Origin of the sequence: Gillisella vitis, assembly GCF_021559775.1 — a bacterium.
GTDB classification, from domain to species: Bacteria; Pseudomonadota; Alphaproteobacteria; order Rhizobiales; family Rhizobiaceae; genus Allorhizobium; species Allorhizobium ampelinum.
In genome coordinates, this window is sequence record NZ_CP056047.1 from 404,366 (window position 1) to 422,570 (window position 18,205).

An 18,205-nucleotide genomic window follows, 5' to 3' on the forward strand; every position below is an offset into this window, starting at 1 on the left:
AAACGCGAAGGGGCTTGCGATTTATTGACGTTTACGTAAAAATCAATTAGCTGAAGTATCAGGAACTATCCGGGTCGGGAGTGGCCCGCTGCAAGCCGGGATTTGACGGAGGAGAACGCGATGTACAAGGCCCCCGTGGAGGAGATTGCCTTTACCCTGAAACAGGTTGCCGGCATGGCGCAGGCGTTGGAAGAGGGCCGGTTCGGCGACCTTTCCGAGGATCTCACCGATGCCATTCTGGAAGAGGCTGGCCGGTTTGCCGCCAACGAGATCGCGCCGCTGGCCGCAAATGGCGACCGGCAGGGCGCGAAACTGGTGGATGGCAAGGTGCAATTGCCGGATGGCTGGGCGGATCTCTATCGTCGCTGGTCTGAAGGCGGCTGGAACGGGCTGGTGGCAGAGGAGCGCTATGGCGGCCAGGGCCTGCCACATCTGCTCAATGTCGCAGCACTGGAAATGTGGAATTCCGGCTCCATGGGCTTTGCGCTGGGCCCAGTCCTCACCATGGGCGCTTCGGAGGCATTGACGGCCCATGGTAGCGAGGCCTTGAAGGAAAAATTCCTGCACAGAATGGTCTCCGGTGAATGGATGGCCAGCATGAATCTCACCGAACCCCATGCAGGCTCTGATCTGGGTGTGATGAAAACCCGCGCCGAGCGCCAAGACGATGGCACCTATCGGATTTTCGGCCAGAAGATTTACATCACCTGGGGCGAACACGACGCCACAGACAATATCATCCATCTGGTTCTGGCGCGGCTTCCCGATGCGCCTGCGGGTACACGCGGCATCTCGCTGTTTCTGGTGCCGAAATTCCTGGTGAATGACGATGGCTCGCTTGGTGCGCGCAATGACCTGTTTTGCCATTCGCTGGAGCATAAGCTGGGCATTCACGGCTCTCCCACCTGCACGATGATTTTTGGCGATGGCCGGTTTGGCGATGATCCGGGCGCGATTGGCTACGTGATTGGTGAGGAAAACAAGGGTCTGGCCTGCATGTTCACGATGATGAACAATGCGCGGCTGGCCGTCGGCATGCAGGGTGTGGCGATTGCCGAAGCCGCGACCCAGCTTGCCACCGCCTATGCAAGAGAGCGCACCCAGGGCAAGGCACCCGGCTGGACCGGTGCGGGCATGAGCCCGATCATCGAGCACCCGGATGTGGCGCGCATGCTTTTGACCATGAAGGCGCTGACCCAAGGGGCGCGGGCGATCTGCTATTCCTGCGCCCATGCCATCGACATGAGCCATCATAGCGAAGGTGATGAGGCTCGCCACTGGCAGGCGCGTGCTGCGTTTTTGACGCCGATTGCCAAGAGCTTTGCCACCGATATCGGCGTCGATGTCGCCTCGATGGGCATTCAGGTGCATGGCGGCATGGGCTTTATCGAGGAGACGGGCGCTGCCCGTCTGCTGCGCGACGCCCGCATCGCGCCGATTTACGAAGGCACCAACGGTATCCAGGCGATCGATCTCGTGGTGCGCAAGCTGCCGCTGGCCGAGGGCGCGCATGTGCGTGGCTTCCTCAGCGAGTTGAAAGCCCTTGCCGTTGCTGTGGACGCCAGCAACCGGCCTGGATTCGGCGAAACGGCGACCCGGCTGCTTGCCGCGATCCGCGATCTCGAAGATGCGACGGAATACCTGTTGGCCCGGTTAGGCGAAGGCGCGCAAGCCGAAGCCCTTGCTGGCGCAACGCCCTATCAGCGGCTGTTTGGCCTGACCCTGACCGGTGCCTATCTGGCCAAGGGGGCGTTGGCGCAGGGGGAAGACGACAAGCGCGTGTCGCTTTGCCGGTTTGTGGCGGAAAACCTTTTGGGCGAAAGTTCCGGCCTGAAACAGGCGGTGGTCGGCGGTGGGGCTAGTCTTGCTGCTGCCCGCGCGGTGCTGGAGGCCTAAATCATGAGCGAGCATATCCTTGTCGAGCGGCCTGAAACCCATCCCGGCGTGCTGGTCATCCGCTTCAACCGGCCGGATAAGAAGAATGCGATTACCGAGGCGATGTATCACCGCATCACCGCCGCCCTGAATGAGGCGCAGGGTGACGACGCGGTGCGTGTCGTCGCGTTCCTTGGCACCGAAGGCTGCTTTACCGCAGGCAATGACATGGGGGATTTTCTCGCCTATGCCCTGTCTGACGGCAGCAAACTTCCGGCGGCGGCCCTGGTGCTGCGGGCTTTGGTGGCAGCGGAAAAGCCTCTGGTATCCGGCGTCGATGGTCTCGCCATCGGCATCGGCACGACCCTCAACATGCATTGCGACCTGACGATTGCCTCCAGCCGCAGCCTGTTCAAGACGCCATTCGTCGATCTGGCGCTGGTGCCAGAAGCGGCTTCCAGCCTGCTTGCACCGCTTGCCATGGGCCACCAGCGCGCCTTCGCACTGTTGGCGCTGGGGGAAGGCTTTTCAGCCGAGCAAGCGCGCGAGGCCGGGTTGATCTGGAAAGTGGTCGAGCCGGATGCGGTCGAGCGCGAAACCCTGGCGCTCGCCGCAAACCTTGCCAAAAAGCCGCCCCAGGCCCTGAAAATCGCCAGAGACCTGCTGCGCGGCGATCGCAGCCTGGTCCTGGCCCGCCTGGACGAAGAGCTGGCGCATTTTGCCGCCCGGCTGAAAAGTGCCGAGGCACGGGCGGCGTTCGAGGCATTTCTGGCCAGAAAGTGATTGCCTGATATTGATTGCGGAAACGGCACCCGGTTTAAAGCCTATCGCATAACACCTTATACAAAGGGATCGAAGATGCTTATGCATCCTCGCCTTGGTAACAAGTCCCGTCAGGCGGCGCGCCGTTGCGTAAGGTTTGCAGGCTCCCGGGCCAGTCTGAATTGCGCCAGCAATTCGGTCAGGGCAGCCGCTTCTTGCGCCAGTCCATGGCTTGCCGCTGTTTGCTCTTCGACCATGGCGGCATTTTGTTGCGTGCCCTGATCCATCACATTCACAGCGGCGTTGATTTCCTGCAATCCCTGTGACTGTTCACGGGAGGCGACAACAATAGCATTGATATGCTTGTTGATTTCCTGAACCTCATTGATAATGCCGTCCAGTGCCTCACCGGTCTGGCTTACCAGCGATACGCCATTTGCCACCTGCTCTCCCGAGACCTGGATCAATTGCTTGATTTCCTTGGCGGCCGTTGCCGAACGTTGGGCTAGTTCGCGCACTTCCTGGGCGACAACGGCAAATCCCTTGCCGGCCTCACCAGCACGGGCTGCTTCCACGCCAGCGTTCAAGGCCAGGAGATTGGTCTGGAAGGCGATTTCGTCAATCACCCCGATAATGTTGGAAATCTGGTTGGCGGATGTCTCGATGGCTTCCATGGCATTAACAGCATTCTGGACAATCTTGCCGGATTTTTCCGCCCCGCTGCGGGCGCGGGTCACGATCTGGCCAACCTCTTCGGCGCGATGAGCACTATCTCTGACGGTCGTTGTCACCTCTTCCAGCGCCGCTGCGGTCTGCTCAACCGAGGCGGCCTGCTGTTCTGTACGGCGTGCAAGATTATCAGCCGAGGCGCGGATTTCCATGGCTCCGCCATCAATCTGTCTGGCGTTTTGGCCAACGGCGGCCATGGCGTCGTGTAGTTTGGCCAGCGCCGCATTGAAGTCGAAGCGCAGCCGCTCAAGATCACCGGCAAAAGGGGTCTCGATACTTTGGGCCAGATCACCATCGGCAAGCCTGCCAAGTCCATCGGCCAGCGCATGTACCGCAAAGGAGACCTGTTCCGCTTCACGTGCCTTTACGGCTTCGCGGTCGCGCCGTTCCTGTTCACTCATCGTGCGGGTGGAGTCGGCCTCGCGTTCCAGACGAACCCGCTCGATAGCGTTATCACGGAATACAGCGACCGCCGCACCCATCTGGCCAATCTCATCGCCGCGCTGCACGTCGGGAATGGCGGCGGACACATCGCCGCCGGCCAGCTTGCTCATCGCCGTGGTCATCTGCACCACAGGACGTACCACCAGGGTCGAAAGCACCAGTGCAAGAATGCCGACCATGGCGATCACGCCAATCACCGTGGCAATCACGGCAGCAAGACGGAACTCGCCTATTGCGGCATAGGCCTTTGCCTCATCCACCACCAGCGCCAGATACCAGCCATCGACCGGCAGGCCCTTAATCGGCATGAAGTTGACAAGCACCGGCTTACCGGCGAACTGGCTTTCCACCAAGCCACCACCGATTTTCGGTGTTTCAGCCGGAAAGACATCCGAAAGCGTCTTTGTCACCAATGCCTGATCTGGATGAACCAGAATCGTACCATTGCCGTTGACGAGGAAAGCCGAACCCTTGCCGCCAATATCAACGGCCTTGATCAGACCCACCAGCGTTTTCAAGGAGAAATCGCTGGCAGCGACGCCATACAATTGGCCCTCTCTTTTCACCGGCACCGCCGCACTTAGGATCAACTGCCCTGTTGATGCGTCGGTATATGGCTCTGTCAGCACGACCTTATTGGCCTTGACCGCGCCTTGATACCAGGGACGAATGCGGGGATCATAGCCTTCCGGCAGAGGCTGGAATGGAACCGAGGTAAACTTGCCATCCGCCTGATGGCCGACATAGGTGGACATGAATTCGCGCAGCAGCACCGGATTGTCAAACTCGGTCAAAATTCCCTCTGGCGTGCCGATCTTGCCGGCAGCCTGACCTGCGAATTCCGTCAGCATCACGCGGGCGTTCAGCCAATTGGCAATGCTTTCAGAGGCTTGCAGGCCGGAAGAATTGATTTCGTCCGCCACAGTCTTACCAATGGTCGAGCGCTGAAGATTATCAATATAGAACGAAAATCCACACAGCACCAAGACAACAGCCGCACATGCGGCGATCAGAATCTTGGACATCAGATTCAAATTTCTAGCCATCCGAAATATATCCTGACACCGAAATTGCGCATGTGAAGACACCCCATCGCCCCACGCGGTCGGCAGTTTAAATTGAGTTTACAGCAATGTGCACAAAGCCGGATCGGCACGTTGCTATCGCGTTTGTTTCTGCATCGTTTGTTCAAAAACCGGTTTCCACTATGCGGTCCGGCACGACATAACCCCACATCATCATAAGCCCTGAATAGATTGGTAATGACACCGGGTACAACTGGTCTCGAAACTGTCTCGAAGGATCTAAAATTCTCTTAATACAACATGACAGTCCAATGAAGATTTAGACGACGGCACTTTGAAGATGTCTATTTGCTGTCCATCTTCGATGGCTGTGAAATATTCATGAATTATATGTTAAATAATTTTAAGTATTACTGGAATTTTTTAATATAGCGTTATTTCCATATTTTTAAGAACGATTGACCTTATTTGTGCCAGTGTGGCCGCAGGCTTGCGGGTCGTTCAGTGGATATTCATAGGTTTCTGTTAAGGGCTGATGCAGCAGTTCTCTTGAGTCTGTCAGGTTCAGATTGAACCAGACAGACTCTAAGTTTTCTTGTTTTCGTTTGTCTTTTCGGGAAAACCGGGTTCCACTTGTCCCTGACAAACTCTAGAGAATTTCACTGTTTTGCGGCTATCTGCTCGGGAGGGAAAGATGCGAGGCTTATTGATTGCCATGGCGATGATCGCGGCGGCGCCAGCGGCTCATGCCGCAGACCGACCCGGCACTGAACCCTCTACCGCGGCACCTCTCCTCCAGCTTGCCCAGGCGCAGCCGGATACGATCAACCGCAATATTCCCCAGCAGGGCGGCAATGTCCGTCCGCCGCGCTATGTCTGCATCATCAAGCCACCGGCCAGCGATGCGGGTGCGGGGCGGTATTCCTGCCCGGCCAGTCCGGGCCGGGTCGGGGGAAGCTGCCGCTGCGCCAACGCGGTTGGTAGCGGCAAGCTGCGGCAGTATTAATCTCAGCCCTTGGTGAGCGCCACCACCACCTCGACATGCGGCGACCAGAGGAATTGGTCGATGGGTGTGACGGCGGTAATGCGGTAGCCGCCGGCCATCAGGATCGATAGGTCGCGGGCCAGCGTCAAAGCATTGCAGCTGACGGCAACGATGGTTTTCACCTGCGAGCGGGCGAGTTCCGCGCACTGTTCCTCGGCTCCGGCCCGTGGCGGGTCGAAGACCACGGCGTCCAGTCCCTTCAGTTCGGAAACCATCAGCGGGCGGCGGAACAGGTCGCGCTTTTCGGCTTTGATCGGCTTTAAGCCCTTGGTGTTGCGGGCCGCCAGATCCAGCGCCTTCACCGCCTTTTCATCGGATTCGACGGCGAGAACCTGGGCCTGACGCGCCAGTCTCAATGCAAATGTGCCGATCCCGCAGAACAGATCCGCCACCCGCTTGGCCTTGCCGACATGGTCGAGCACCAAGGCGGTCATGGCGTCTTCGGCCTGGCGGGTCGCCTGGGTAAAGGTGCCGGGCGGCATGGCGACCAGCGCTCCGCCGAAATCCAGCATCGGCTTATGCGGCTCAATGACGATTTCGCCATTGACGGAAACGCGGGCCACGCCGCGCATTTTCAACACCACTTCGGTAATCGCCCGGCGCTCGCGGTCCGGCAGGCCGCCCCGCACCCCGTCAAGCGACACGTCCAGCCCGGTGGTGGTTTCCGTCACCGTCATGCGGAAATGATCCGATCCGGTGGCAATCGCCGCTCCGATGGCGCGCAGGTCATCCAGCCGGGCAAGAATGCCTGCGGATGTGACGGGACATTCCTCCAACTCGACGATATGGCGGGATGCGGCTTGGTTGAAGCCGATCAATAGGCCCTTTTCGCGTTTGCGGGCGGTAAATACCAGCCGCCGCCGTTCGCCGGGAAAGGCTTCGACCAGAGGGTTCACCTCGGTCTCGATGCCCTTGGATTTTAGCGCCGCAATCAGCGTCGAGCGCTTGAATTCATTATAGGCGGATTTTTCCATATGCTGGAGCGAACAGCCGCCGCAGGTGCCGCCGACCCCGTCAGGGCCGAAATGCCGACAGACCGGTTCGATCCGCTCCGGCGAGGCAGAGGCAATCGACATGATCGTGCCCTGGTCCTTGACGCGGGCGACCGCCACCCGCTCGCCGGGCAGGGAAAACGGCACATAGACCGGGCCGTCCGCGCCATTGGCAATGCCATCGCCCTGGGCGCCGAGGCTGTTGATCGTCAGTGTCTCGGTGCTCATTCTGCATCCTCAGGCTGTTCTTCCGGCTTTCGCCCTGCCAGCAGGAATTCCACATTGCCATCGCCACCGGCAATCGGCGAGGGGATCATGCCAAGGCTTGTCCAGCCCATGTCTTCGCTTAACCAGCGTTCCAGTTCGGCAGCCACAAGCGGCGCGGTTTCCGGCTCCTTCAGCAGGCCTGCCTTGCTGATGGCCTCGCGGCCCGCCTCAAATTGCGGCTTGACCAGCAGCAGGCAATGGCTGCCGGGCTCGGCCATTTCGAGAGCAGGCACCAGGGCCAGTTTCAGCGAAATGAACGACACGTCGGAGACCAGGAAGGTAAACTCCTGATTGCCAATATCCTCCGGCTCCAGATAGCGGGCATTCAGCCCTTCGATATTGGTGGTGCGGGGATCGCTTTCCAGACGGGGATGAAACTGTTCGTGGCCGACATCAATGGCAATGACATGCGCTGCGCCGCGATGCAGAAGCACTTCGGTAAAGCCGCCGGTGGACGCACCGACATCGAGACAGACATGGTCCTTGGGGTCGAGCTTGAAGTGATCGAGACCTGCCACCAGCTTCAGCGCGGCGCGCGACACGTAATCCTGGGCCGGATCGTCGATTTCGATCGTCACATCAGGGGAGAAGGTCAAGCTTGGCTTTGTCACGGTGCGGCCATTCACCTTGACGCCGCCACGCTGCACGGCGTCGCGGGCGCGCGAGCGGCTGGCGAAAAGATTGAGAGCAACCAGCAACTGGTCGAGACGTTGGGGTTCCAACGATTGGGGGCTTGGCGATTGGGTCATACCCCCGTCAATGCCGGTTTATGCTGCGACTTGCAAGCCTCTTGCCCTTGTCAGGCTAGGTCGTAGGATCGCCGCCATCGCTTTGCGCGTCCCATAAGAGGAAAACTGCGGCAATTGGGCAAGGCTCGAACAGGGGCAGGAGGCTCACTCTCATACTTTCGGACAGGTGGTTTTGACACTCGTCAAATCTACACAGGCCCTCGGTTCGGAATTTGTGGTCAAATGTGTACATGTGCTTATTCACGGTACAGCTGTAACACTTTTTTAGACCCACTGCGGCAATACTCGCCTCGAATGAAAGCCAGGGATGGTCTCCGGGGTCTGAAAAGGTCTTGGCAAGGACGACGCCGAATAGCCGGATCGTGACATCCACGCCTGATGGGTTTGGATCGCTTTTTCGCGGCTTTGTGACGTTTCCTACCTGAGTATCGGGCTTTCATATGGCGCGTGGCAATCGCTGCCGCCCAAATGCAGTGAGAATAGGAAGCAGGCCCCCATGTCTTTTCAGGATTTGTCCCTCAGCAAAAAACTCTACCTGACCTTCGTCGCGATCATGGCGGGGTGCTTCATTGCTTCTGCTGTCGTTTTTCTCCAGGGTCGGCAGGTCAAGGCGGCGCTTGAGGAACATGCTCAGATCGAACAGGTCGGTTATGCGCTGGATTTGACGCTCCAGGCGATGCTGGAAGAGGCGGTCAATCAACGGGGCTATCTGCTATTGGGGTCCGACAGCACCTATAAGGCCGTCTTCGACAGCCGCGACAAAATGTTGAAATCCCTGGACGATGCCCGCACTGCCGCTGCCGGTCATCAGGCCGTTCAGTCCATGCTGGACGATATCAAGACGGCGGCCGACAGATTTCACACGCAATTGGTCTTGCCGCAACTGGAAGCCCGCAAGAGCGGGAAGACGGTGGAAGAGATCACCCGTGTCTATGCGTCGAAAGGCGAGTTGGATGCGTTCCGCGATGCTGCCGCCAAGGCAAAGACCGTTGTGGTGGCAATGGGCAACGAGCAAAGGGGAATCCAGCGCGATGCGCAGTCGCGTCTTGAACTGGCGCTGCTGGCCGGTTGCGCGCTGGCCGGTGGCTTGGCTGTCTTGCTGATCTGGCTTCTGGCGCGTTCTATCGTCAACCCGATCACCGGTATGACTGTTGCGATGAGCAAACTGGCGTCCGGCGACCACGGGGTCGATGTCCCCGCCATCAACCGGGGCGATGAAGTGGGCCGGATGGCAAAGGCCGTTTTGGTCTTTAAGGATGCGGCGATTGAAAAACTGCGCCTGACCCAGGAAACCGATAGCATGCGCCGCCGCTCTGAGGATGAGCAGCAGGCCGCCCAGGCCCAGAAGCAACAGGAAGCCGACGAGATTTCGTTTGTCGTCGTGCAATTGGCGGAAGGGCTTGCGGCGCTCGCCAATGGCAATGTTGCTCACCGCCTCACGGTACCCTTTGTCGAGCGGCTGGATGGGCTACGGGTGAATTTCAACGAATCCCTTTCCAAGCTCCAGGCGGCGTTGAAGACGGTGGGTGCCAATGCCCAGGCGATCAATGCTGGGGCGGCGGAAATTCGCGCCTCGGCGGACGATCTGGCCAAGCGGACCGAGCAGCAGGCGGCCTCGGTGGAAGAAACCGCAGCCGCCCTTGAACAGGTTACGCGCACGGTGAAAGACAGCGCACGGCGTGCCGAAGATGTCGGCCAGCTGGTGGCCACCACCCGCACCGGTGCTGAACGCTCCGGCCAGGTGGTGAGAAACGCCGTGGCTGCCATGACCGAGATCGAGAAATCTTCCGGCGAAATAGGCAATATCATTGGCGTTATCGAGGATATTGCCTTCCAGACCAATCTGCTGGCACTCAATGCTGGCGTGGAAGCGGCCCGTGCTGGCGAGGCAGGCAAGGGATTTGCCGTGGTAGCACAGGAAGTGCGGGCCTTGGCCGAGCGCTCTGCCAAGGCCGCCAAGGAAATCAAGGTTTTGATTAGCGCATCCTCCGCCCAGGTTGGGGCAGGCGTGTCGCTGGTCGGAGAGACCGGTCGCGAACTGGAGCAGATCGTCACCGCCGTCCAGCACATCAGCGAAAATGTCGCGGCCATCGTCACCGCCTCGCGGGAGCAATCGACGGGTCTCTCGGAGATCAACGTGGCTGTCACCGACATGGACAAGGGCACACAGCAAAACGCCGCCATGGTGGAAGAACAGACCGCAGCCAGCCATACGCTCGCCACGGAGGCCGATGCGCTGATGGATCTGTTGCGCCAGTTCAAGCTGGAGGATGGCCCGGGGGTGGCCCAATATACCGCCTCGGCGGGTCCGGCTCATCCTGTCTCCAGCGCTGCATCGCAGCGTCCGGTTTCCTCTCCGGCTCGCTCGCTTGTTTCCAAGCTCGGCAAGGCCTTTGGGGGCGGCACAGCGGCAGCCGCCGTCAAACAGGAATGGTCGGAATTCTAGAATTTGTCTTACAGTCCGTTCAACAATCGCCGCTGACGGGCTGCAAAAGGCAATTTCTGCGCTTGCCTGCTTGATTCGCATTTCCAAACGGAAAACCGCTTCGCACTTTTCCTGGAATGCTTGTACTCACGTACGTTAAGTACGCTCCGCTCCGGTTCTCGAAATCACCATTTTCGCCACGCCAACAGCAATTCTTGAACAGACTGTTAGGAAAAATGGGGCCTACGTTTCCCGAAGAGACAAACTGAACCCAAAAGATAGAGGATGACGAGTTCAACCTCCTCGCTACTCTTATACGAAGAGTCATTGAAGATGACTCTTCGTATTCCTTTTGCAAATATCTCAAGCGGTGCAAGCATTTGAGATGTTTGCAATGCGTTCAAGGCGAGGATGCGTCAGCATGTCAGCGCCTTGATATGAGAAGGTGGAGGGGAAGTCCGAAATGCTGAGGGTCTTTCTCCTTTCAGCTCGGTTCAACGCAGCGTTGAGCGGCGCAGCCAATGCGGTCGAGCCACCGCAATTGCCACCGAGAAAATCACCAGAATTAAAGGTTTGAAATCTTCGCTATCATTTTACAGTCGGGAGTTGAGGGCGAAGGGGAAAGCGCTTTTCCTTGGCTTCGACGATGAAAAGCCTTTGCCTGTCGTCCAGGAGTGTAAGCATTTTTCACATCGATACTTGTAATAAGCATCTTTTGAGAGGCGTCAATTTCGCAGAGATAGGATCACTCTCTTATTTGCCAGAGTGTTTTTAAAATGATTCCAATAATTTACTGGTCAAAAATGCAAATTATAAGTGGCTTAATATACATCGACACGCACATCATAAAATTGATTTTTGTCAAAAATTCAGCATAAAGCGAAAGCAACTAAATGAGCATAAAGAAATATTCAGGCAGGAATAATATTCTATGTTTCAACTTGGAGATGTTGAAAATATGTTTCATGTATAAGAAATGCGACATATCTAAAAATTAAAACAAAAACCATTATTCGCGCCTAGGTAGATTTTATACTAGGTCTTTTCACATGTATTTTCTTCAATGTTTAAAGGTTGTGCTTCGTGAGGAGGCGAATGTATTTATATTATTATAGATTTTTTAATGCATATACAATAAAACAAAAAACCGAGTGACGAGTTGCAATCAGGGGAGAGGGATTCCCAAGATTGTGTTTATCCCGGCATGATGCTGGACTGTCGCCGAATTAATCATGTTTTGAGATAGCAACGGCTCGCCTCTTGAAAGAATTCATCTCTTCAAGTTCGCGAATGAGGGAACTGGACGATGAAAATTCTGGATAATATACGGATCGTAGCAAAAATTGGACTGACATTTGCAATCTTGCTTGCTGTTAGTCTTGTTGTGAATGCGGTCAGCTGGCGTTCGCTCTCCAACCAGGAGCAATCGTCTGATTGGACTGTACATACCTATCAAGTGCTGCAAAAGATGGATGCCATCGTCGCGTCCATGGTCAATCAGGAAACCGGCATTCGCGCTTATCTTCTGTCGGAAGCTGATGAGAAATTTCTCGATCCGCAAAAGGCTGGCTTAAAGAATTATACTGATGCCTATGCAGCTGTTCGCAGCCTGACATCTGACAATCAGGTCCAGCAGAAGCGTCTCGCCGATCTCGATGCCATGGTTCAGGATTGGCAGACGAAAGTCGTTGCCAAGGAGCTTGCCCTGGCGAAAGACCCGGCGACCCGCGATCAGGGCCGCCAGTTGGAGATTTCCGGTGCGGGCAAGACCTATATGGATGGCATTCGCGCCAAGGCCAAGGAAATTGCCGATGATGAAAGCGCGCTTCTCAGCGTGCGCCAGAAAGCTGCTAACGCCGCCGCCTATGATGCCCGCCGCAATATTCTGCTGGGCAGCGGTACACTTGTCTTGCTGATCGGTTTGTCGCTTCTTCTCCTCAACAAGGGCATGATTGCGCCGCTGACCCGGATCACCGCCTCAATGCGTGCGCTTGCAACCGGTGAAACGGCAATCGACATCCCCGGCATTGGCCGCCGCGACGAAGTCGGTCATATGGCCGATGCGGTTGAAGTGTTCCGCAAGAACGCCATTGCCAATCGCGAGTTGGAAGAGCAGGCAACGGTCAACCGCCAGCAAACGGCACAGACCCAGGCTGCCCATCAACAGCGTGCTGAGCAGGAAGCGGCCAATCTGCGATTTGCAACGCAGACCCTTGGCGAGGGCTTGAAGCGCCTGGCGCAGGGCGACGTATCCTTCCAGCTCAACGATGCCTTCGCCGCTGAATATGAATCGCTGCGCCAGGATTTCAACGCCTCGCTGGAACAGCTTGGAACGACGCTCGGCTCCGTGCTCCAGACCGTCGAAGGCATGGAAAACGGCACCCGTGAAATTGCCGATGGCACGAATGATCTGTCCAAGCGGACCGAGCAGCAGGCAGCAGCCCTGGAAGAAACAGCGGCGGCGCTCGACCAGATCACCGTCAATGTGACCAATTCCTCGCAGCGCACGGAAGAAGCCCGCTCTGTGGCGATTACCGCCAACCAGAACGCCGTGCGGTCGTCGGAAGTCGTCAATCAGGCCGAAAACGCCATGAAGCGGATCGAGGAAAGCTCGCAGCAGATTTCCAACATCATCGGCGTGATCGATGAAATCGCCTTCCAGACCAACCTTCTGGCGCTCAATGCGGGTGTCGAAGCAGCGCGTGCCGGTGAAGCCGGTAAGGGCTTTGCGGTGGTTGCCCAGGAAGTACGTGAACTGGCGCAACGGTCTGCCCAGGCTGCCAAGGAAATCAAGGGCCTGATCCAGAACTCCTCTGCGGAAGTCGATAGCGGCGTCAAGCTGGTGCGTGAAACCGGTGTTGCCCTGAAGTCGATCGGCGATCACGTGGTCCAGATCAACCAGTTGATGGAAGCAATCGCCACATCGGCAAGGGAACAGTCCACGGGTCTTGCCGAAGTCAATTCGGCGGTCAACCAGATGGACCAGACGACGCAGCAGAATGCGGCCATGGTCGAGCAATCGACCGCCGCCGCTGCCGCTCTTGCCACGGAAGCCAACCGTCTGAAGACGCTTGTGAGCCAGTTCCAGCTTGCGGGTCGGAGGCCATTTGCCGGACATCCGGCAGTTGCCAGCGCATCGCAGCGTCCAATTGCCTCACCCGCCCGTGCTCTTGCCTCCAAGATCGGCAAGGCCTTCGGCGGAGGTGCATCGTCCGCCGCCGTGAAACAGGAATGGGCGGAATTCTGATCGAACTATCCACCATCATCGGTGACTGTACGTCAACAAAACCCCGCTTGCTCCATAGCCAGCGGGGTTTTGGTGTTTAAGGCGGTGTGGATTATCGCCTGCTGAAAGGCGACCTTCGGCTATGCCAAACTATCCTGGGCCAAGGCATCGCGCGACAGCGCTGTGAACACCGTTGAAACAATGCCCTTGGCATCCAGTCCGGCCTTTTCATACATGACGTCAGGCTTGGCCTGATCCATCCACAGATCCGGCAGAACCAGGCTGCGGACTTTGAGGCCGTGGTCAAGCAGACCCTCATTGGCCAGCATATGCAGGACCTGAGATCCGAACCCGCCAACAGCACCTTCTTCGACGGTGATCAGAACGGCATGGTGGCGGGCAAGCTGGCGGATCAGGTCGAGATCGAGCGGCTTGGCAAACCGGGCATCGGCCACAGTCGTCGGCAGGCCGGCGGCATCGAGATCTTCTGCTGCGACAAGACATTCAGCCAGCCGCGTGCCGAAGGACAGCAGCGCCACTTTCGAGCCTTCCTTGATGATCCGGCCCTTGCCAATTGGCAAAATCTCGCCGCGCTCCGGCATCTGCACGCCAACGCCTTCGCCGCGTGGATAGCGGAAGGAAATCGGACCCTCATCATAGGCGGCGGCGGTGCGCACCATATGCTTCAGCTCCGCCTCATCAGCTGCCGCCATCACCACGAAACCGGGCAGGCTGGCCAGAAAACCGGTATCGAACGATCCGGCATGGGTTGGCCCATCGGCACCGACAAAACCGGCGCGGTCGATGGGAAAACGCACTGGCAAGCCTTGGATGGCGACGTCATGCACGACCTGATCATAGCCGCGTTGCAGGAAGGTCGAATAGAGCGCGCAGAATGGCTTGTAGCCCTCGGCGGCAAGGCCTGCGGCAAAGGTCACGGCATGTTGTTCGGCAATGCCGACATCGAAGGTCCGTTCCGGGAACAGGTTTTGTAGCTTATCAAGCCCGGTGCCTGATGGCATGGCGGCGGTAATGCCGACGATCTTGTCGTCATGGCGTGCTTCTTCCACCAGCGCGTCGGCAAACACGGCGGTATAGCTCGGCGCATTCGGCTTGGCCTTGGCCTGGGTACCGGTGATGACATCGAAAGTGTTGACGCCGTGATATTTGTCGGCGGCTGCCTCGGCAGGCGCATAACCCTTGCCCTTCTGGGTTACCACATGGATCAGCACCGGCCCCTTGGCGTTGTCGCGCACATTGCGCAACACCGGCAGGAGATGATCAAAGGAATGGCCGTCAATCGGGCCGATATGGTAAAAGCCCATTTCCTCAAACATCGTGCCGCCGGTCACATAGCCGCGCGCATGTTCGACGGCGCGGGTAATGGCCCGGTCGATATTCTTGCCGAGATAGGCAGTCAGTTTTTTGCCGATTTCGCGCATGCCCATATAGGTGCGCCCGGAGGCAAGCCGCGCCAGATAGGCGCTCATGGCGCCGGTTGGTGGGGCAATCGACATGTCATTGTCGTTGAGAATGACGATCAGCCGCGCGTCCAGCGCGCCGGCGTTGTTCAGAGCCTCAAATGCCATGCCCGCTGACATCGCCCCGTCGCCGATCACAGCGATGACCTTGCGGTCGGTCTGGCCAAGCTCGGCTGCCACGGCCATGCCAAGGCCTGCCGAAATGGACGTGGAGGAATGGGCTGCGCCGAACGGATCGTATTCGCTCTCAGCCCGTTTGGTGAAGCCCGAAAGCCCATGTTCCTGGCGCAGCGTGCGGATACGCTCCCGCCGGCCGGTCAGGATCTTGTGCGGATAGCATTGGTGTCCGACATCAAAGATCAGCCGGTCTTCCGGGGTGTTGAAAACCTTGTGGATGGCGAGCGTCAGTTCCACCACGCCAAGCCCGGCGCCTAAATGTCCGCCCGTCACCGACACGGCATCGATCATCTCGTCGCGCAGTTCACGCGCCACTTGGGGCATGTCCTTGTCTTCGATCTTGCGAAGGTCGGACGGAAACACGACCTGATCCAGCAACGGCGTGTTTGGCTTCGATGTCACAGGCTCCAGCCTCTTTTTCTCATCACTCGGTCTATCGGCTGCACAAGTTTCCTCCCGAATGCATTGCACGGCCTGAATGGTCCATGAATGGGGAAATCATACAGTATTCAATGTCATTTGCCCGCGACCCCTGTTTGTTTCCCAGGCGCAGTGCGCCGCTGTCAATCAGGACGTTCAGGTCAATGATAGGGCAGATCCAGCAAAACTGCCCTGTTGATGCATATAGGACTTAAATGCCCTTCGGCAAAGGGACAAACGCATCTTCCTTGCTGTGGGCGTGCCAGGATCAGGCCTAGTTCTTGTCCAGCGGCTCGGCACCAACAGGCTTGCCGGCCCGGTCCAGCCGGATTTTCTCGATGCGGTTTTCAGCTGCCGACAGCAGCGCCTCGCAATGTTTCTTCAGCAATTCGCCGCGCTCGTAGATCGAGATGGATTCGTCGAGCGCCACATCACCGCGCTCCAGCCGCGCCACGATGCTTTCCAGCTCGGCCACGGCCTTTTCAAAGGAATAAGCGGCAATATCGGTGGCGGCAACGTCGGTCATACTCAACCCTTCATCAATCTCGAAATATGCATGCCAGCCGACTCGGCCAGACCTTCCAGATCATAGCCGCCTTCCAGCAGGCTGACGACCCGGTTTTTGGCAAAGCGGTCGGCCACTTCCATCAGCCGCCCGGTTGCCCAGTCAAAATCCTCACCGACCAGATTGATCTGCGCCAGCGGGTCGCGGTGATGGGCATCAAACCCGGCGGAAATCAGGATGAGATCCGGGGAAAAATCATTGAGCGCCGTCAGCACCCGCGATTTGAACGCCTCGCGGAAATGGTCCGAGCCGCTATTGGCCGACAGCGGCGCGTTGACGATGGTATTGTGCGGCCCAACCTCATCCTTCTTGCCCGTCCAGGGATAAAGCGGCATCTGGTGGGTGGAACAGAACAGCACGGATGGATCGTCCCAGAAAATATCCTGGGTGCCATTGCCATGATGGACATCCCAATCGACGATGGCGACCCGCTCGACGCCATAGACCTGCTGGGCATGGCGGGCAGCGATGGCGATGGTATTGAACAGGCAAAAGCCCATCGCCTTGGTTTTTTCCGCATGATGGCCGGGCGGACGGCCCGCCACGAACACATTGTCGGCAGCACCGGTCATCACGTCGTCCACAGCGGCCATCGCCCCGCCGATGGCGGTCAGGGCGCATTGCAGGCTTTTCTGCGAGGCATAGGTATCGGCTTCCAGCTTGTTGATCCGGTCGTCCTCCTCCGGCACCTGCCGCATGACAGCGATGAAATGCTCTTCCGGATGGGCCAGCATGACAGCATCCTCATTGGCCTGCTGCGCCTGATGGCGCTCCAGGGCGGAAAAATTCGGATGCTCCAGGGCGATATTCAGCGAGCGCAGCCGGTCGGCCCGTTCAGGATGGCCTTCTGGCGTGTTGTGTTCCAGAAAGATCGGGTTCTCATAGAGCCGGGTTGTCATGACGCATCCTCCTGCCGCGCCAAACTTGCGCGACCAATCTCTTTTCCTTTACATGAGCGATCACGGCATGGAGGGCAAGGGCAATGGCGAAAAGAGAACGGCTTGATGTAACCGAAACGCTGATCGGCCTGCGCGATGTCGGCATCAGCGGACGGCTGAACAATAGCGCGCTGCTGGCGCTGTGCGAAGAAGCGCTCCACCGCTTCTGGCAGGCCCGGCCCGCAGAAGAGCAGGAGCCGGACTTTCGCGCCACAAAATTCGAGGCGAGGCTCTTCGAGATGCTGGGGCCGGGCGACGCGCTGCGCTTCACCGTGCAGGTGGACAAAATCGGCGGTAAATCCGTCGGCTTTGCCATTGGCGTCGAAAGCGGCAAAACCCGCGCCGCTGACGTCGAGATCACCTGGACGGCTGTGAACAAAGACAGTGCCGAACCGGTGGCGCTATCGGAAGCGCTGCGGGATTGGCTGTATCAGTGGCTGCCATAATCATCAGTCTGTCATCCATAACCCGGGCCGCCGTTTTGCTTTGCGGATTCTAAAGGCCGGAAACGTGACAGAAATTTACGCCCGCTTCGGCAGCAGCGGATAGCCAACCATCACGGCGCGGGCGGCAAGGGCGGCGATGGCGGCCTTGATCAGGTCGCCGGGCAGGAAGGCCAGCGAGCCGATCAACACCTTGTCGATCGGGGTGCCGGCCACAAAGCTCCACCAGGGCATGCCGCAGGCATAGACCACGCCGATGCCGCCGAGGATGCTGGCGGCAAAGAAGCCGATTGTCTGGCCGCTGGCGGTGGAGGAGGCGCGGGCAAAGCGTTCAGCGGCAAGGCCGGTGACGAAAGCGCCGATAATCCAGCCGAAAATATAGCCGCCGGTGGCACCAAACAGCGCATTCAGGCCGCCGTGACCGCCCGACAGCACCGGCAGGCCCATGGCCACCAGCAGCACGACCAGCGCATAGGCCAAGGCTCCGCGCTTGGCGCCGAGAATGCAGCCGGCCAGCATGACGCCCATCGATTGGGCGGTGATCGGCACCGGAATGAAGCCGAGCGGCACGGGCGGAATAAGCCCGAGGACAACAACGATGGCGGCAAACAGCGCAATCAGAACCAGGTCTCGCGTGGTCAT

13 protein-coding genes are annotated in these 18,205 nt (G+C 58.3%); 6 read left to right on the plus strand and 7 right to left on the minus strand.

All coding sequences use genetic code 11. The annotated features are described in order from the left end of the window. Window positions 1-120: 120 nt before the first annotated feature. Both AVCG78_RS01830 and AVCG78_RS01835 read left to right on the plus strand, forming a co-directional pair. Window positions 121-1,896: an acyl-CoA dehydrogenase gene (locus AVCG78_RS01830; RefSeq protein ID WP_071202551.1), complete on the plus strand. Its 1,776-nt coding sequence runs from the start codon at window positions 121-123 to the stop codon at window positions 1,894-1,896. 3 nt (window positions 1,897-1,899) lie between these two features. After that, window positions 1,900-2,658, plus strand: a complete 759-nt coding sequence (locus AVCG78_RS01835; RefSeq protein ID WP_071202553.1) for a crotonase/enoyl-CoA hydratase family protein — start codon at window positions 1,900-1,902, stop codon at window positions 2,656-2,658. A gap of 110 nt (window positions 2,659-2,768) precedes the next feature. Here AVCG78_RS01835 and AVCG78_RS01840 read toward each other — a convergent pair whose 3' ends face one another. Beyond that, complete coding sequence (locus AVCG78_RS01840; protein ID WP_081355429.1) at window positions 2,769-4,856, minus strand: methyl-accepting chemotaxis protein; 2,088 nt, start codon at window positions 4,854-4,856, stop codon at window positions 2,769-2,771. Window positions 4,857-5,529: 673 nt separating this feature from the next. Between AVCG78_RS01840 and AVCG78_RS01845 the strand changes: the two genes are divergently transcribed. After that, the gene (locus tag AVCG78_RS01845) at window positions 5,530-5,841 is read left to right on the plus strand and encodes a hypothetical protein (protein WP_071202555.1); all 312 of its coding nucleotides are present in this window, start codon (window positions 5,530-5,532) and stop codon (window positions 5,839-5,841) included. Between the two features lie 2 nt (window positions 5,842-5,843). On the opposite strand, the gene AVCG78_RS01850 is transcribed toward AVCG78_RS01845, so the two are convergent. Both AVCG78_RS01850 and AVCG78_RS01855 read right to left on the minus strand, forming a co-directional pair. Next, on the minus strand, window positions 5,844-7,100 hold the full coding sequence (locus AVCG78_RS01850) for a class I SAM-dependent RNA methyltransferase (RefSeq protein WP_071202557.1): 1,257 nt from the start codon (window positions 7,098-7,100) through the stop codon (window positions 5,844-5,846). Continuing rightward, a complete protein-coding gene (locus AVCG78_RS01855; RefSeq protein ID WP_071202559.1) occupies window positions 7,097-7,888 on the minus strand; it encodes a TlyA family RNA methyltransferase in 792 nt (263 codons plus the stop codon). Before AVCG78_RS01855 ends, AVCG78_RS01850 begins: the two co-directional genes overlap by 4 nt. A 496-nt stretch (window positions 7,889-8,384) precedes the next feature. Between AVCG78_RS01855 and AVCG78_RS01860 the strand changes: the two genes are divergently transcribed. Both AVCG78_RS01860 and AVCG78_RS01865 read left to right on the plus strand, forming a co-directional pair. After that, complete coding sequence (locus AVCG78_RS01860) at window positions 8,385-10,334, plus strand: methyl-accepting chemotaxis protein (RefSeq protein WP_015915127.1); 1,950 nt, start codon at window positions 8,385-8,387, stop codon at window positions 10,332-10,334. A 1,285-nt stretch (window positions 10,335-11,619) separates the two neighbouring features. Further along, window positions 11,620-13,560: a methyl-accepting chemotaxis protein gene (locus tag AVCG78_RS01865; protein ID WP_071202563.1), complete on the plus strand. Its 1,941-nt coding sequence runs from the start codon at window positions 11,620-11,622 to the stop codon at window positions 13,558-13,560. 119 nt (window positions 13,561-13,679) lie between these two features. Here the strand turns inward: AVCG78_RS01865 and dxs are convergent, their stop codons facing one another. The 3 genes from dxs to AVCG78_RS01880 all read right to left on the minus strand — a co-directional run bounded on the left by dxs (window position 13,680) and on the right by AVCG78_RS01880 (window position 17,081). Further along, window positions 13,680-15,599, minus strand: a complete 1,920-nt coding sequence (dxs, locus tag AVCG78_RS01870; RefSeq protein ID WP_071202565.1) for a 1-deoxy-D-xylulose-5-phosphate synthase — start codon at window positions 15,597-15,599, stop codon at window positions 13,680-13,682. A gap of 292 nt (window positions 15,600-15,891) precedes the next feature. Continuing rightward, complete coding sequence (locus AVCG78_RS01875) at window positions 15,892-16,143, minus strand: exodeoxyribonuclease VII small subunit (protein ID WP_071584987.1); 252 nt, start codon at window positions 16,141-16,143, stop codon at window positions 15,892-15,894. 2 nt (window positions 16,144-16,145) lie between these two features. After that, window positions 16,146-17,081 (minus strand): histone deacetylase family protein, encoded by a 936-nt coding sequence (locus AVCG78_RS01880; protein WP_071202569.1) that lies wholly within the window; start codon window positions 17,079-17,081, stop codon window positions 16,146-16,148. Window positions 17,082-17,164: 83 nt separating this feature from the next. On the opposite strand from AVCG78_RS01880, the gene AVCG78_RS01885 reads away from it, so the two are divergent. Further along, on the plus strand, window positions 17,165-17,566 hold the full coding sequence (locus tag AVCG78_RS01885; protein ID WP_071202572.1) for an acyl-CoA thioesterase: 402 nt from the start codon (window positions 17,165-17,167) through the stop codon (window positions 17,564-17,566). Between the two features lie 75 nt (window positions 17,567-17,641). Here the strand turns inward: AVCG78_RS01885 and AVCG78_RS01890 are convergent, their stop codons facing one another. Next, window positions 17,642-18,205 carry a biotin transporter BioY gene (locus tag AVCG78_RS01890; RefSeq protein ID WP_071202574.1) on the minus strand — a complete coding sequence of 188 codons (564 nt, stop codon included), beginning with the start codon at window positions 18,203-18,205 and terminating at the stop codon, window positions 17,642-17,644.

What these genes read in the sequence shown, in the direction of transcription:
- AVCG78_RS01875 (WP_071584987.1), bottom strand. Translation starts at nt 16,143, where the DNA reads ATGACCGACGTTGCCGCCACCGATATTGCCGCTTATTCCTTTGAAAAG.
- AVCG78_RS01845 (WP_071202555.1), top strand. Translation starts at nt 5,530, where the DNA reads ATGCGAGGCTTATTGATTGCCATGGCGATGATCGCGGCGGCGCCAGCG.
- AVCG78_RS01860 (WP_015915127.1), top strand. Translation starts at nt 8,385, where the DNA reads ATGTCTTTTCAGGATTTGTCCCTCAGCAAAAAACTCTACCTGACCTTC.
- AVCG78_RS01865 (WP_071202563.1), top strand. Translation starts at nt 11,620, where the DNA reads ATGAAAATTCTGGATAATATACGGATCGTAGCAAAAATTGGACTGACA.
- AVCG78_RS01880 (WP_071202569.1), bottom strand. Translation starts at nt 17,081, where the DNA reads ATGACAACCCGGCTCTATGAGAACCCGATCTTTCTGGAACACAACACG.
- AVCG78_RS01890 (WP_071202574.1), bottom strand. Translation starts at nt 18,205, where the DNA reads ATGACCACGCGAGACCTGGTTCTGATTGCGCTGTTTGCCGCCATCGTT.
- AVCG78_RS01830 (WP_071202551.1), top strand. Translation starts at nt 121, where the DNA reads ATGTACAAGGCCCCCGTGGAGGAGATTGCCTTTACCCTGAAACAGGTT.
- AVCG78_RS01885 (WP_071202572.1), top strand. Translation starts at nt 17,165, where the DNA reads ATGGCGAAAAGAGAACGGCTTGATGTAACCGAAACGCTGATCGGCCTG.
- AVCG78_RS01855 (WP_071202559.1), bottom strand. Translation starts at nt 7,888, where the DNA reads ATGACCCAATCGCCAAGCCCCCAATCGTTGGAACCCCAACGTCTCGAC.
- AVCG78_RS01850 (WP_071202557.1), bottom strand. Translation starts at nt 7,100, where the DNA reads ATGAGCACCGAGACACTGACGATCAACAGCCTCGGCGCCCAGGGCGAT.
- AVCG78_RS01835 (WP_071202553.1), top strand. Translation starts at nt 1,900, where the DNA reads ATGAGCGAGCATATCCTTGTCGAGCGGCCTGAAACCCATCCCGGCGTG.
- AVCG78_RS01840 (WP_081355429.1), bottom strand. Translation starts at nt 4,856, where the DNA reads ATGGCTAGAAATTTGAATCTGATGTCCAAGATTCTGATCGCCGCATGT.